This is a genomic window from Flavobacterium pectinovorum, from assembly GCF_900142715.1.
In the GTDB taxonomy this organism is placed as follows: domain Bacteria; phylum Bacteroidota; class Bacteroidia; order Flavobacteriales; family Flavobacteriaceae; genus Flavobacterium; species Flavobacterium pectinovorum.
In genome coordinates, this window is the sequence record NZ_FRBX01000001.1 from 1,104,463 (window position 1) to 1,119,268 (window position 14,806).

The following is a 14,806-nucleotide window of genomic DNA, read 5'->3' on the forward strand; positions in this document are numbered from 1 at the left end:
ATGGAAACACCAACCCAGAATATACAGCACTTAACAAAACAAAATTGGGACAAAGCCAATGCGCTTTTGCTCAAAAAAACGTTAAGTGAATTTGCACACGAATTACTGATTGTTCCTGTTTTAAAAAGCGATAATTTATATAGTATTTCTTCGCCTGATAAAACAGTTGAATATACTTTTAAAGCTTCAATTTTAGCCTTAAATCATTGGTCAATTGCCATTGAATCAATTAAAAAGACAAAAAACGGGATTGAATCTCCATTGCGTTTATTAGAATTTATAATTGAATTTAAAGATCACTTAGGCATAGGCGAAAGCCTTTTACCAACGTACTTAGAAGAAATTACAAGTACGTTGTACAGCACTGCATATAAAATTGCGAACGAAAAATACAATTCAAAAGATTTATTAGATCTTGATTACCAAATCATTGAACATGCGATGACAGAAGGGCATCCGTGTTTTGTGGCCAATAGCGGTAAAAACGGTTTTAATATTGATGATTTTGCGGCTTTTTCTCCGGAAGCCAATGCGCCTGTACAATTGTTATGGCTGGCAGGGCATAGGAGCAAGGCTACTTTTACGGCAATTGAAACTTTAGATTATCAAAAAGTATTGCAGCAGGAATTAGATGCTGAAACAATTTCACGATTCGAAAATGTTTTACAATCTCAAAATTTAAATGTTGAAGATTATTATTTCTTTCCCGTTCATCCGTGGCAATGGTTTAATAAACTGGCTTTGATTTTTGCTCCGGATGTTGCTGAAGCACATTTGATTTGTCTGGGTTATGGAAAAGACGAATATTCTGCACAGCAATCGATTAGAACGTTTTTTAATATTTCTTCGCCGGAGAAATTTTACGCAAAAACAGCACTTTCTGTTATCAATATGGGTTTCATGCGCGGACTTTCGCCATATTATATGGAAAGTACGCCTGCAATTACCGAATGGGTGGCGAATCTGGTTGAAAATGATGCGTATCTGCAACAAAAAGGATTTACATTATTAGGCGAAGTTGCAACGCTTGGTTATCGCAATTTTTTATACGAGCCTTTGGGCCGAAGTATTCCGCATAACAAGATGCTGGCCACATTATGGCGCGAAAGTCCGATACCGAAATTGTCTAAAAATCAAAAGATTATGACAATGGCTGCTCTGTTGCATGTGGATCAGTCAGGGAATTCTTTTGTTAGTGAGTTGATAAAAGAATCGGGAATTAGCGCCAAATTGTGGGTTAAAAGTTATCTCAACGCTTATCTGTCGCCATTATTGCATTGTTTTTACCAGCACGAAATGGTTTTTATGCCACATGGCGAAAACCTGATTTTGGTTTTAGAAAATCACGTTCCCTTAAAAGCAATCATGAAAGATATTACCGAAGAAGTAATGGTTTTTAATGGAGAAATTCCGTTACCGGAAAAAGTAAAACGCATTCACATCAACATGAAAGAACCGTTGAAAGTATTATGTCTTTTTAATGATGTTTTTCAGTTTTATTTCCGTTTTCTTTCAGCCATTTTAGCAGAATCAAAAACACTTTCTGAAGAAGATTTCTGGTCGTGCGTTGCAGATTGTATAACGCAATATCAGGAAGATCAGCCACATTTAAAAGAGCAATTCAAAAAATACAATTTGTTTGTTTCTGAGTTTGATGCTTGTTGTTTAAACCGTTTGCAATTGCGAAATAATAAGCAAATGTTAGATTTAGCAGATCCTATTGAGAGTCTTCAGTTTGTTGGGAAATTAAAGAATCCTGTTGCGGCGTTTATTCCGGTTGTTTAAAATATTTCCCGAAAGTTTTTTTGTGAATAAAAAATAAGACGACAATTCAGGCATAAGATAAATTTCAATGTCTTTCCAAAAAACGTGACAATGTTGAACTTTATCTCGTTATTGAATTTATCTCATTCAGAAACGTCGTCTTACCCTTACATACGATCAAATCGTGAAGTTGGTTTTTGCTTTATCGAAAATTTTTAAAATTTTAAGTTTTATTAAGAACGAAGGGAAATTTAAAACAAAAAATAAGCTGTGTCTTTTCATTAAAAACACAGCTTATTTATCTTTCAGAAAATAATTATTTCACTACAGTAGCTTCAAATTCTACTTTCAGGGTTTCAAACAGGCTTTTTACTTCCATTAAGCTTGTAGCTTGCTGAACACCGTGTTTGGCAATCCAATCCTGAATGATATTGAAATGGGGCCAAAGTTCATTGGTAGCGGTTGTATAAATAGTTAACCTGACAATTCCTTTAGGTTCATATCCGGCTTTGGCGATTACCGTTTCAAGATTATTCAGGGCCAATTTTATTTGCGATTCCATGTTTTCATTGCTTGAAGTTCCATCGGCGTTCACGGCTGCTTGTCCTGATACGTACAATGTTCCTTCCGGATTTTTAACTTCTACGGCCTGGTTATAACTACGTTCATTTTGCCACTCCCAGGGATTGATGATTCTTTTTTCCATTTGTTTAGCTTTTTGTGCGAATATTGGCATCGCGGTTAATAGTAGTAATACTAAAATTTTTGATGTTTTTTTCACGATTACAGTTTAAAATTAATACTGCAAAGTTGGGTATAACATCAGGAAAAAGCTCTTGACATTTCTCACGATTATGAAGTGAGGTATGTCACATTTTGAGAATAGAGAATAGAGAATAGAGAATAGAGAATAGAGAATAGAGAATAGAGAATAGAGAATAGAGAATAGAGAATAGAAGAAAGAAGAAAGAAGAAAGTATTAATGAAATCTGTGAAATCTGCAAAATCTGCGTGAAACCAATTTTTCAGCCCAATTATAACTGAGACTGAGACTGAAAACGGAAACTAAACTTTAAGAAGATAAACGGCTCAACGTTTCGCGGGAAACGCCAAGATATGAAGCAATCAGGCTTTTTGGAACACGCTGAAAAAGTAAAGGATATTGTTTAAGAAGCTGTTCGTATCTTTCTTTAGAATTTGACGTTTGCCAGGAAATAATACGGCGCTGCGATCCCAGAAAACCGGAAGTGGCTTTTTCGAGAAAAAAGCGTTCCATTTTTTGCAAACCATCGCAAAGCTTTTTATAATCCTCGAGCGTACAGCAAAGCACCTCAGTATCTTCCAGACATTCGAGTGATAATGTGGCTTCGGTTTGTGTAAAATAGGCATAATAATCGCTTTCCCACCAATCTTCCATAGCAAAAGAAACAATGTGCTGCTTGGCCGAATTATCGGTATAAACCAACTTTAAAAGTCCTGAAATAACAAAATAAGAATACTTAACAGGATCGCCTTCCTGAATTAAAAATTGGTGTTTCTTGAATTTTTTAGTGGTAAAATGAGAAGCCACAAACGCAAACTCATCATCAGTAAGCGGAATTATTTTTTCGATATGTTCTCTAAGATTTGCCTGCATAGTAGAAGCCAAAGTTATTGAAATATTTTCTATTCAGTTATAGTAATACCATATTGAATTTTTGCCTCTTTGAAAATTGATTTTAGCATATCGTATTTTTGATCACAATATTCACCAATAGTTAATTTCTTATCACTTGTTCTATAATTATCACAGCCAAAACAAAGTTCAAGCCAGGCAATTATTGTGTTGTTATCATCCAGAAAAAAGATCGCGTTTCTTGGCATGTAACATCCGGCTTGTGCTATTGCATAAGGTTCTTTTTTATGTGAGTAATTAAAAATAATATCTGTTAATTGATTTATTTGTTGTGGAGTCAAATTAGTAATTTCGTCATATAAGTTTGATGCCAATGTATCTTTTCCGATTACAATGGAATTCATATAATTCATGAGATCATGTCCCAAAGTACCGTCAGATTTGTCTTTAAAAGAAATAATTTTGATTTGTGCAGCTTTAGAAAAAGGAAAGTGAGTTAATCTTTCTTTTTCTGAAAGGTTTTTTGTTCGAATGCATTGAGCATTTTTCTCGTATTGAGATTGCGAAAAAGAATATTGAACTAGTAAAATCGTCAGAAATAGAAATTTTCTCATATGAGATTCAGTTTTTTGCCAGACGAAAATACAAATTTATAGAAACTATCCTAAAAATAATTTGAAGGCTTTTTTAAGATACGCTTTTTCGGGTTTGTTGATTTCTTCGATGACGTGAACCCAGCTTTTTTCGAGACTTACTTTTTTATAAAAAGCCAGAATATAAGACCAGTCGGCGTCGGGATTTTCGGTTTTTCGATTTAGGGAAATTTCGATAACCGTAAGCCATAAAAACCAATATTGACCGTTTTTAAATTCGGTAATAATGGTTTTTAAAACAGGATCATTTCCGTTTTCGATAAATCGGGAGTAGCTTATTAAACCAATTCTCAGCATGTTGATATAATGTTCTGCGATTTTTGCGTTTTTACTGTTGTTTTTGGTCAGTTTTAGGGCGATTTGCAAAAGTTGAAGGACTTCTTTCTTTTGCTCTTCGGGCGTTTTGTTGAGATCCAGAAACCATAACGCATCGACGTAACTATAACCCGGCCAGAATTTAAACGTACAGTTTTGGTACAAAACGCTATTGATTTCTTTATTCTGAAGTAATTCTGAAACCTGATTTTCGTCGTTACTGTTTACGGCAATCAAAAGTCGGCTGCCTTTAATTTGCGGTTCCAATTTTGAAGAATGTACCAACGCCTTTCCAATCATAAAATCTTTGGTAATACTGACCGAAGTATCTCTTTCGCCAATCGTCATCGCGCCAACACTCACAGCACCTCTGGGCAATAAATAGAAATTAGGATCGGGCAAAGTTTCATTTTGAAGAAAACACTGTCTGTAAATACTCGCAAGACAATTAATTAGCACCGAATAATTGGTCGAATAAACCAATAAACAATCAGATGAGATATTGCCTTTTAGCCTTTTATCATCGTTGATACTCTCAAAAGCAATATCATAAAACCTCAAAAGCAATTCCTCTGCTTTTTGATGGTCTTTTTCGATCATTTTGGTAAAACCGAGTAGGTCTATGTAGGCTAGAATGGTTTCCATGAAGTTTTAGTTGTGGAAACTAAATTAGGGAAAATTATTGGGAATTTTGGATGTTGTGGTTTTGGATGATTTTTAGATATGATTATCAAATTATATTCCTTATTTCTGGTAAGATAGCGCGGATTTGTAATCCGTGCCCGCAACGATAAAAAAAACTTAGCATTTTGAAAATGTGATTTACTTTGCGAGCAAGGATTGTAAATCCGAGCTATATAATATTTATTAAAATAAATCCTCTTCAAAAAGAGTTTTACCATCTATTATTTCTTGGACTTCCAATATACTATTAATCTTAAAATTACGAATTTTTCCTTTTCTTAGAAGACAATTTGTTTTTAATATTATTTCTACATTTGGATCTTCAAAAACTGTTTTTGGTAGAGTATTAGAAGGAATTATTTCTCCCTCTAAATGAATAAATATATTTCCGTCATTGTGATAATTGTAATTAATAAAAGAAGGATTTTTATCAAGAGTCCATGAGCTTAAATTTTTATAAGTATCTTTAAATGCTTTAAAATCTTTTACATAAATATATAATTCTAAAATTTTTACAATTCGTTTAGTAATATTTTTATATGCGTCTTTATATATAATTAAATAATAAGAATCAATACTAAAAGCACAATCGATTATTTTTAATCTAAAGCCGTTGATGTAATCAGGATATTTTTTTCCAAAGATGGTATTTTCTGTAATCTTATTAAAAACTTGATCATTATCAATTGTAATGACAGATTTATTTTGTGTTATGTAATCAAAATAATTCATTTGATAAAAATAGTGCTTATAAATAATTGATTCAGAGCGTCCTATACTATAATTTATAACTGTACTGTTTTTGTTTCCTTCTAAGTTAAAAGGTTTAATTATTGGTAAATTAAAAAAAGAATTTTCTTCTATTGATTCAGCTATATCAGAAAGTAGGTCTTTTTCTGGAAATAAATCTTCTACATCTTTAACTGAATATAGGATCTCACTTGGAAAGAAAGATTCTGAAAATGTTTTAGCGCTAGAATTGTACCACTTACATTTTAATTCTATCATTGGTAAACCAGTTTTCTCGGAAAATTTATTTTTTTCATCATTAAATTTAAATCCAATAACTGACATTAGAGGAGGTAAAAACTCTAAATGATTTGTTTCTACTAATTCTCCATTCTCTTTAGTACGGTTAACTTTAATTTTAAATAATTCTATATCTACACTTTTTAAAATCACTTTTTTGTTTAAGTAATGTTCTTTAATTAGATTTTCGTAATTTCTAATTGAAAGTTCTTTATTTGAATCAAGTAGTTTCTTTTTAAAATCAAATTCTGAAAGTAATTTATGATCCACCACAGAGAAAAATACTTTGTTTATTAATTTGCTACTAATCCACTTATCTATAAATTTACCATCTTTTGAATTGTAGTAAATGCAGTTTAGTTGTTGTCCAATATCTCTACCATTTTCTTTATCAAAAGATTTTTCTTTTATTTCTTTTACTACTAATAGAGGTGAAGTATATTCGGAGTAAGCAGCAATTCTAACATTCGTAAGATCATTTATAAATGGATGTGTTTTGAAAACGATAAGTTCTCCAGGTTTAATTTCGGACATAAAATCTTTTTATAGTTAAGATACCGAATATATGAATTTTAATGTTAAATTTGAAAAGAATCTGCGTGATGAGTAAATTACAGCTGAGTGGATCAAAAAACAGAATTTTATTCTGTTTTACTATTATACAAAAAGGTATATTAGGAAATGAGATTTAACAAATCTTGGGCTGTTTAGCTTTAAACTACCCTCTAATAGAAGAACTATTATTTCAATTAGTATTATACTTGGTTCGTTCGTTAAACACGATACCAGCAAAGTTAGCACATTAATTAGATATTTCATAGACATTCTTATATATTTACTCGCATCACCAATGACTCAGTAATTGGGTACCGGTCCAATTCATTTTATGAAGTATGTAATTTATTAACGCTATTGCTGATCGCAGATTCTTTTTTAATTTCTATTATGGATAAACCAAGTTGGCTAAAAGAAAAAGGTTATATACATTTATCTCCATCCTTAGAATTAGGAAATAATTGGTTTCAAACAGTAAAAAAAATCACTAATAAAAAGTATGTTGAAAGCTATGCTTTTTATCCATTAATTCATACAATACTTTCTGATAGAAAATTTAAAAAAGGGAATTTAGAAAAATTCACTACTGACAAGAGAAGACACACACATTATCGTATAAAAACTTCTCATCCTGTTAGAAATTCAAAAGATAGACCACTACATTATGCAAGTCATATGGATGCTTTAGTATATGGCTATTATGCAAGTATATTAAGAGATAAATATGAAAAATTATTAAAAAATGAACCATTACAAGATGAAGCTGTAATTGCATATAGAAAAATTGAAACATTTGAAGGTTCAGGTATTGGCAAGTCTAATATTCACTTTGCAAAAGAATGTTTTGATGAAATTAAAAATAGAACTCGAAATAATAATGAGGTAGGTGTTTTAGCTATTGATTTAAAAAGTTTCTTTTCTACTTTAGATCATAAAATCTTAAAAAAGCAATGGGAAAAGGTTTTATATGAAAATGAAAATTTGCCTAAAGATCATTATAATGTTTTTAAAGCGTGTACAAATTTTAAATACGTTTTATTAGATGATTTAAGAATTAAAAAAAACAAGAATGGTAAAAAAGCACCTTATGACGAAAGTAAATTAGCTAATATTCGTAAAACAAAAGGTTTTAGATGCTTTTTTGAGTCAAATGAAGATTTTAGAAATTATATAAAGGAAGGGAAATTACCTATTTACTCAAATCCATTCTCAAAAAAATTAGATAATGGTAAAATTGTTAAAAATGGAATACCTCAAGGTTTACCAATTAGTGCCGTTTTAGCTAATCTTTATCTTTTTGATTTCGATTTAGACATTGTTAATCGTTGGGTAAAATCTCAAAATATTTATTATAGAAGATATTCAGATGATATATTTATTGTATGTGAAAAAAATCTTTGTGATGAGATTGAAAAGGATATTAATGATTTAATTAAAAAATATAAAATAAAAATAAGCACAGATAAAACAGAAAAATTTGTTTTTAAAAATGTAAGTCATAAAGATGGTGAAAGATTAGAATGTTTTAGAGTTTTAAAAGAGGGAAAAGAAATTTCATCAGCAATGTCTTATTTAGGTTTTGAATTTCGAGGCTATCATACTGGTATAAAATCTACTAATCTTGCAAAATATTACAGAAAAATTATTTCAACTGTCAAAAGAAAAAGTAAAAGAACTTTAAAATTGCTTGAAGAAAATCCTCACGCTAAAAAAGCAATTTTTAAAAATCAAGTTAGAAAAATTTACAATCTACCAGTAAAATTTAGAGATGGAGATTTGACTGAAAAAAGAGTTAATAAGAAAATGAGATATAATCTTGTTTTAAATGATAGAGGATTTTATGAATTTAAATTTAGTGAGCGAAAAAATAAAAAGCAAGCTAATTATCATAGCTATATTAAACGATGTTGCAACGAATTTGACACAAATTCTTTTCAAAAACAGATTAAAAAAAGTAAACATATTGCTTATTCAGCTATTAATAAATATTTAAATGTAAGCTAAATAGATAGCACGGATTGTAAATCCATGCTATCAAATATTTTTTAGAATTTACTTTTTGTCCAATTTTGCTCAATCCAAGTTTTAATGTCCTTTTGGCTTCTCGTTTCTTTTGGAACTTCATTTCTAATCATTTTTTCAACTTTTATAGCAGAATCTTTGTTTTTGAAATTATTTTTTTCTGAAAATTTATTTACAAAATATAAAATTTCATATCCCTCTTTTCTGCTTAATAAAGTATTGTCAGGTTCTCCTGATACCGTTGGATCATCTCCTAAAACTGTTGTCCATGTATAATCTTTGTAATGTAGATCTGATTTTGTGATAAGTCCCATTTTAATAAATTTTTAGTTAGTATTATATTATTTGTTAGTAAAATTTAATTTTATAATTTTTAATTCATTGATTAGCACAACAAAGATTAATATTTAATAATCAACCACTTTACGGAAAACCATAATCTCACCAAATATTTATTCCCAACAAGAATACCACTAAATAAAACCAACAGACCAAGTATTTATACGGGTTTTACAAAAAACACTAAATAAAAAAAGCCCAACCAATAAAAGTTGAGCTTTCCACAATTAACAAATCCGTTTTTTGATTGATGATTTAAATAATCTTCTTAACTCCCGGAATAGCTACCAACAATCCCCCAAAAACAAAACTCCCCACAACTATCAACGGTGAAACTACCAGAAGTTTTACAGCAGGATCTACAGACCAGTTTCTTACGGCCAGGGTAAATGCGACAATGACTACGGGATGAAAAATATAAGTTGCAAAACTGTAACGGGATAATTTGGCAAGCAATGGCGTTGATTGATTCCATTTTGTTCTTCCTTTGATGAGAAGGACGGTTAAAATTGATAGTCCGATCCATTGTTCCCAGATGGCGTAGAGTAGTTGTTGCCAGTGAAAACCTCCGGAATACCATTCTACAGGCATTTTTACGGTGAGTCTGATCACGAAAAAGACAAGAAAAAAGACCAAACACAACCATGAAGAAAGGGTAAGACGTTTTCTGGTTTTTTCTGAAAGCTGTTGGAACCAATTGTTTTTGGAAGCCAATAATCCGATGATGAAAAAGGCGATGTATTGCGGGAAATGACCTAATTGAAATCCGAATGGTTTGAGAACCCAGCCTACGGGAAATATAATTCTAACGGCGAAACTTACAAGTCCCAATATTAATGCAAATAAAAGTATGTTTCGTGATGTGGGAACGGGCAATGTGTTTTCGAAACTGATCTTGAAAACCGTTTTTGCGATTACATAAATAGAGGTAAAAACCAACAAAGCCAATACAAACCACATTACGCCAACATCTATCCAGGTATCGTAACCGCTTAAATACTGCAAAAAGGTGATATGATGTTCCTGAGCAAAATAATACACGAGATAGCTCGTAAAAGGAGAAATTACAAGGGAATAAAATACTAACGGAATTCCTAAACGGATTAAACGATCTGTGATAAATTTAAAAGTGCCTTTTTTGGTAAAAGATGAATCGGTAAAATAGGCGGCAAGCATAAAGAAAAAGCCCATAAAAAAAGACTGGTTGACGCTAATAAACATTTTTACCGGAATAAGCACGCCAAAAATAGTAGTGGGTTCTGTATAATACCAGCCGTCTGAATTGCTGTACGCTATAAAAGTGTGGTGCAAAATAACCAAGATGGTCAATAGTATTTTGATGTTGCTAATGTAAACGAGCTGATTTGGTTCTTGCAAATCTTTAGATAAAGTTGCGTTTTGGGTTGTCATAACAGATTTGATTTAGTGTTTCTGAGGACAAACCTACAACAAGAAAAGACAGTTGTAAACGACCTTGTTATCACCAACAAGCTTTTGTGACGAACGACAAGCTTAAGCTATCTGCAGGTTTCGGAGTTGGTTGTAACAATTGTTGAAACTCTCAATCTGGTTTCGGGAAACGGGAACTTTTGCATTGGTATTAGGAAAAGATAAAAGGTAACCCTGAGAATTTCCACTTACTTTTTCGATCTTAAACATATTAACCAAATAGGTTCTGTGGCATCTGAAAAAATGCGGATAATCGGCGATTTGTTTTTCGAATTGTGTGAGCGAAATTCGTTTGAGTTCTACGGTAGCTTCTTCGTTGTTTGACTTTGTGAGTTCGATATAATTTCCATCGGCTTTTACAAATAGCAAATCTTCTAAGTTTAAAGTAAAATCATCTTGTTTGACTTGGGTATTGATAAAAAGGGTAGGAGATACTGCTGTTTTTTGTGTTTTGTTTTCAAGAGGAGTAAACTGAAGCACAAAAGGAGATCCTTTTTTTGACTTAAAATAAAAACCAGCCATTCTGAGGAAAAAATAAAAAAGGATTCCGGCAAGAAAACAGTTTCGTATTTCTTCATACAAATAACGCCATGACCAGTTATTTGGATTATTATATATTAAATCGCGCATTAAAAAACTGGCAATTCCGGACAAAAGCAAAAAAATGCCAACGTGAATGTATTCTTTCAGCAATGTCCAGTTTTTGAGTTGGTTCCGTGTGATGTAATTGTATGTTCCGAAATATGAAAACAAGATTAATGCAGGCGAAAAAGCGTGAAAAAAACAAATCAAAAAATAATTAAGTCTAAATTCAGGCTCATAAACGCCAAATGGCGCAAATAATAAAAGAAATACAAAAATAGAAGCAAATACAATCGCAGAACTTTTCAGGAGATTTTCTGGCTGATATCGGGTTGGATATTCAATTTCGTTTAATAAATGCTCTTTATTGATGTAAAATGGCATGGAATATTTGGCTTTGTTTGGGATTAAAAGTACAAAAATAGTTGTTATGAAAACGGGTGTCCTAGCCCTGATAGAAGTGGAAATCCTTTTATTTTTTTTCTTTAAAAAAATAAAAGATTGAAACGGATAGCAGGAAATAGCTCCTAAAATTTTTCCTCAACTTAATTGACATACTTAAAAAGCCTCCCAAAATCTCTCGATTTCAGAAGGCTTTTTAAATGAAATACCTAAATTTATTTCTTTATTCCTTAATTACTTTTTCGACTTTAATGCCGTTTTCAGTTGTAATTCTGATGAAATAAAGTCCGTTTGCTTTGTTTGAAATATCAAGTGTTGTATTGTTGTTGCTTTCTATTTTTGTTTGCAGGATTCTTCCCTGAACGTCAAATAATTCGATAAGTTTTATAGTATTGTCGCTATTAATATTCATATTTCCTTTTGTAGGATTAGGATATAATGCCACACTTTTATCAACTTCAAGATCTTTGGTTCCTAAATTTTTAAAAATAGTTTCGGCTTTATTGGTTTCAATTGGCGCGTTATAATCAAAGAAAATATCGGCTTGTTTTTCAACCTTGTCATTGGTAATCAGATCGTCCAGTGTTTTAATTTTAAATAAAATATTGCCATGATTGTTAACAGGAGGATCCTTTGCTGTAAGTTTTGCTTTTTTAGCAGTACCTAAATTGATGTTGGTAAAAATAAATTCAGCAACATTTCCGTGAATGTTTATTTGAGACGGATGCGAAGTATCTAATAATTGCAGCGAATTAATATCGTATTTGGTTGGATCGATCGCTACTTTTACCACTACATTCTCTGCAGGAGCCGTTCCTGTATTCTCAAAATTGATTACATAATGTAAATACTCGCCAATGGTACTCGGAGAAACATTTTTTCCTTCAAGACATTCGATATCATTAGGATCATAAGAACCTATCACAACCTGATTGTAATTAAATGTATTATCTGCCGGATTAAGATCGCCTGCAATTGGGTTTATTGTCGCTGTAAAATTCAATACATCATCTATATTTACGGGAGGCGTTTGTACGGGTGTGTTTACATTCAGTCCAAAATAATTACTTCTGCTTTCAAATGGAAGTAAGTTGTTGTAATTCCAGCCCAATAATCCCGGACTTTGCACATTTGGAGCCAAAGTTGCCAAACCATAATGCATTAAGTTTTGATTGTAGTTAAAATTAAAACTTCCGCTTGCGGTTTGATTTCCTTTGTTTCGAATCACGATTTCATACCAGGCCATAAATCCGGGTCTTGCAGGCACAATTGGCACAATAACAATTTCGATATCGCTTTGAGATCCGTTTGCGGTAATACAAAAATCCTGAGTTGCAACATTATTGTTACTATCTGCAAAAGAAAGCAACGGATTAACCGGAGAAATACTGAAAAGTGTTGGGTTTTCAAGATGTGGTGTTAGTGAAAAATTTCCTGCACCAGTATAAAAAACATATTTTCCGCTGGCTTTGGTAAAGGCTTCATTTTGCGTCGTGCCGTCATGAAGTCCAACTTTCAAATTTGGCTGTTTGGCATCTGAGGCATCACAACCATTGTTGTCAAGGTCAAAAGCAATTGTTCCTGTAATTGTATTGTAATTTCCGCCCGGCGTAAAAGAGCAATACGAGTTTACTTCTACATTTGATAAGCCAACGGTTAACAAATAGTTTTTTGTTGCAATAATATCTGCTTCGTCCTGACAAACAAAAGCCAGATTGGTATTGGCATTGCCTAAAAATAAAGTTTCGGTTTTTCCGTTTTTGGCAAAAATCATTTTAAGATTTGGATTGCTGCTTGCAGATAAAGTCTGGAAATTTGTAAAACCAGAAAGATCAATGTTTTCTAAGGCGCTTCCGTTTACGTTTAGGGTTATAATATTTGGTGAATCAGAGAAATCTATGGCCGTAATTGGTGTTTCAATACAAAAAACAGACGTTAAAGCACTGCAGCCCGAAAGGTTAAGAGAAGAAACAGTATTATAACTGCAATCCAGGCTTTTTAAATTGGTTAAACCAGCAACATTCAACGATGTTAACGGTGCTTTTTCAAGCGGTTTTCCACTTATAGAAAGCGTTTCAAGAGCTGTACAGCCCTGAACATTTATTGATGTTAATGCGGTACTAATATTACCAATATACTTTAGTGAACTGCAATTTGAAAAGTCGGCAGTAAAAAGATTTGTATCAACTAATGAAACATTATTCAATGCCGTACAACCCGAAAGATTTAGATTTGTGGTTGGGTTTTCGCTTAAATCCAGGATTTCTAAATTTGTATTTCCGGAAAGATTTAACGACGGAATTTGATTTGATTTTAAAAAGGCATTTTTCAAATTTGTTGTTCCTGTTAAGTTTAAATTCGAAATAGCATTTGTGGAAGCCTGAACCTGTACAAGATTTGGTGATGTACTTAAATTAAGTGCCGTTAATTGATTGTTGTTACAATTTAAATTGGTTAATGCGGTACAACCCGTAAGTGATAATGTCGTTAAGACATTATTTGACACATTTATATCTTTTAAAGCACTACAGCCTGAGAGATTTAACGAAGTAAGCGTATTATCCGGAAACAATATATATTCTAAACTTGAACAGTTTGAAAAATCTGCGGTTGTTAATACTTTCGTTGAATTAAAGGCAGATTGCGGAAAATTAAGCAACGTACAGCCTGCTGCATTTATTGAAGAAAGATTGGTATTATCTTCGATTAGAAAAGTAGTCAGTTTTGTTAAACCCGAAACATTTATTGACGTTAACTGATTGTTTACGGCGTTGAAATATTCTACATTCGGACAGCCAGTTATATCCAAAGCTGTCAAAACATTATCTGCCACATAAAAATCTTTTAAAAGAGGAAGATTGTTGACATTAAAAGTAGAAAAATCTGGATTTTGCTGTGCGAGAATAGTTGTTTGCAACGGATTATTTGAAATATTTAAAGTTTCAAGTAACGGATTTTCCATAAAAGATACGCCTGTTAAAGCATTCATTCCGGAAACGGTTGCTGTTACCAATGTTGGACTTTTTACAAAAAGCGTTTTTAAATTCGGCATTCCGCTTAAGTTAATCGAAGTTACGCTGATTTCCCTAAAACCTAATTCGGTTAAATTGGTAAAACCTTCAATTCCCTGAATGTTGGTCACTTGCGGAGCATTGGCACCTTCTATCCAAAGTTTGTCAATTAAAGCCGCTTCAGAAACTTCGATCTCATTATTAAAATTGGTGTCTATTCTCGTAACAGGAACACCGCCCGAAGATGCTGTAAAATTATTTGCACCGCCATTTACCAGCATGGCCTTAAATGTAGTATCTGTAAAAGTAAGAATCTGTGCATTTACCAGACCGGTAAAAAGCAAGATCATTAAGAGTAATTTTTTTCTCATAATTATTATGGTTTG

At 32.2% G+C, this 14,806-nt stretch carries 11 protein-coding genes; 2 read left to right on the top strand and 9 right to left on the bottom strand.

Annotated elements, in window-relative coordinates:
- Positions 1 to 1,785 carry an IucA/IucC family protein gene (locus BUE22_RS04690; protein WP_084540225.1) on the top strand — a complete coding sequence of 595 codons (1,785 nt, stop codon included), beginning with the start codon at positions 1 to 3 and terminating at the stop codon, positions 1,783 to 1,785.
- 295 nt (positions 1,786 to 2,080) lie between these two features.
- On the opposite strand, the gene BUE22_RS04695 is transcribed toward BUE22_RS04690, so the two are convergent.
- From BUE22_RS04695 to BUE22_RS04715, 5 genes are all read right to left on the bottom strand, one after another.
- Positions 2,081 to 2,470: a RidA family protein gene (locus BUE22_RS04695; RefSeq protein ID WP_042563744.1), complete on the bottom strand. Its 390-nt coding sequence runs from the start codon at positions 2,468 to 2,470 to the stop codon at positions 2,081 to 2,083.
- Between the two features lie 366 nt (positions 2,471 to 2,836).
- Positions 2,837 to 3,400, bottom strand: a complete 564-nt coding sequence (locus BUE22_RS04700; RefSeq protein ID WP_073393931.1) for a Crp/Fnr family transcriptional regulator — start codon at positions 3,398 to 3,400, stop codon at positions 2,837 to 2,839.
- 29 nt (positions 3,401 to 3,429) lie between these two features.
- Positions 3,430 to 3,993 carry a hypothetical protein gene (locus BUE22_RS04705; RefSeq protein WP_073393932.1) on the bottom strand — a complete coding sequence of 188 codons (564 nt, stop codon included), beginning with the start codon at positions 3,991 to 3,993 and terminating at the stop codon, positions 3,430 to 3,432.
- 45 nt (positions 3,994 to 4,038) lie between these two features.
- Positions 4,039 to 4,992 (bottom strand): hypothetical protein, encoded by a 954-nt coding sequence (locus BUE22_RS04710; RefSeq protein WP_073393933.1) that lies wholly within the window; start codon positions 4,990 to 4,992, stop codon positions 4,039 to 4,041.
- A 222-nt stretch (positions 4,993 to 5,214) separates the two neighbouring features.
- Positions 5,215 to 6,594, bottom strand: coding sequence for a hypothetical protein (locus BUE22_RS04715; RefSeq protein ID WP_073393934.1), 1,380 nt, complete (start codon positions 6,592 to 6,594; stop codon positions 5,215 to 5,217).
- A gap of 411 nt (positions 6,595 to 7,005) precedes the next feature.
- Here BUE22_RS04715 and BUE22_RS04720 point away from each other — a divergent pair, with 411 nt between their 5' ends.
- Complete coding sequence (locus tag BUE22_RS04720) at positions 7,006 to 8,619, top strand: reverse transcriptase domain-containing protein (protein WP_073393935.1); 1,614 nt, start codon at positions 7,006 to 7,008, stop codon at positions 8,617 to 8,619.
- 41 nt (positions 8,620 to 8,660) lie between these two features.
- On the opposite strand, the gene BUE22_RS04725 is transcribed toward BUE22_RS04720, so the two are convergent.
- The 4 genes from BUE22_RS04725 to BUE22_RS04740 all read right to left on the bottom strand — a co-directional run bounded on the left by BUE22_RS04725 (position 8,661) and on the right by BUE22_RS04740 (position 14,791).
- Positions 8,661 to 8,951, bottom strand: a complete 291-nt coding sequence (locus BUE22_RS04725; protein WP_073393936.1) for a hypothetical protein — start codon at positions 8,949 to 8,951, stop codon at positions 8,661 to 8,663.
- Positions 8,952 to 9,231: 280 nt separating this feature from the next.
- The gene (locus BUE22_RS04730; protein WP_073393937.1) at positions 9,232 to 10,386 is read right to left on the bottom strand and encodes an acyltransferase family protein; all 1,155 of its coding nucleotides are present in this window, start codon (positions 10,384 to 10,386) and stop codon (positions 9,232 to 9,234) included.
- A gap of 102 nt (positions 10,387 to 10,488) precedes the next feature.
- The gene (locus BUE22_RS04735) at positions 10,489 to 11,391 is read right to left on the bottom strand and encodes a LytR/AlgR family response regulator transcription factor (protein WP_073393938.1); all 903 of its coding nucleotides are present in this window, start codon (positions 11,389 to 11,391) and stop codon (positions 10,489 to 10,491) included.
- Positions 11,392 to 11,632: 241 nt separating this feature from the next.
- Complete coding sequence (locus BUE22_RS04740; protein WP_073393939.1) at positions 11,633 to 14,791, bottom strand: DUF7619 domain-containing protein; 3,159 nt, start codon at positions 14,789 to 14,791, stop codon at positions 11,633 to 11,635.
- Between the last annotated feature and the right edge of the window lie 15 nt (positions 14,792 to 14,806).

Coding starts and splice junctions, on each gene's coding strand:
- BUE22_RS04695 (WP_042563744.1), bottom strand. CDS start 2,470: ATGGAAAAAAGAATCATCAATCCCTGGGAGTGGCAAAATGAACGTAGT.
- BUE22_RS04710 (WP_073393933.1), bottom strand. CDS start 4,992: ATGGAAACCATTCTAGCCTACATAGACCTACTCGGTTTTACCAAAATG.
- BUE22_RS04700 (WP_073393931.1), bottom strand. CDS start 3,400: ATGCAGGCAAATCTTAGAGAACATATCGAAAAAATAATTCCGCTTACT.
- BUE22_RS04690 (WP_084540225.1), top strand. CDS start 1: ATGGAAACACCAACCCAGAATATACAGCACTTAACAAAACAAAATTGG.
- BUE22_RS04715 (WP_073393934.1), bottom strand. CDS start 6,594: ATGTCCGAAATTAAACCTGGAGAACTTATCGTTTTCAAAACACATCCA.
- BUE22_RS04740 (WP_073393939.1), bottom strand. CDS start 14,791: ATGAGAAAAAAATTACTCTTAATGATCTTGCTTTTTACCGGTCTGGTA.
- BUE22_RS04730 (WP_073393937.1), bottom strand. CDS start 10,386: ATGACAACCCAAAACGCAACTTTATCTAAAGATTTGCAAGAACCAAAT.
- BUE22_RS04720 (WP_073393935.1), top strand. CDS start 7,006: ATGGATAAACCAAGTTGGCTAAAAGAAAAAGGTTATATACATTTATCT.
- BUE22_RS04725 (WP_073393936.1), bottom strand. CDS start 8,951: ATGGGACTTATCACAAAATCAGATCTACATTACAAAGATTATACATGG.
- BUE22_RS04735 (WP_073393938.1), bottom strand. CDS start 11,391: ATGCCATTTTACATCAATAAAGAGCATTTATTAAACGAAATTGAATAT.
- BUE22_RS04705 (WP_073393932.1), bottom strand. CDS start 3,993: ATGAGAAAATTTCTATTTCTGACGATTTTACTAGTTCAATATTCTTTT.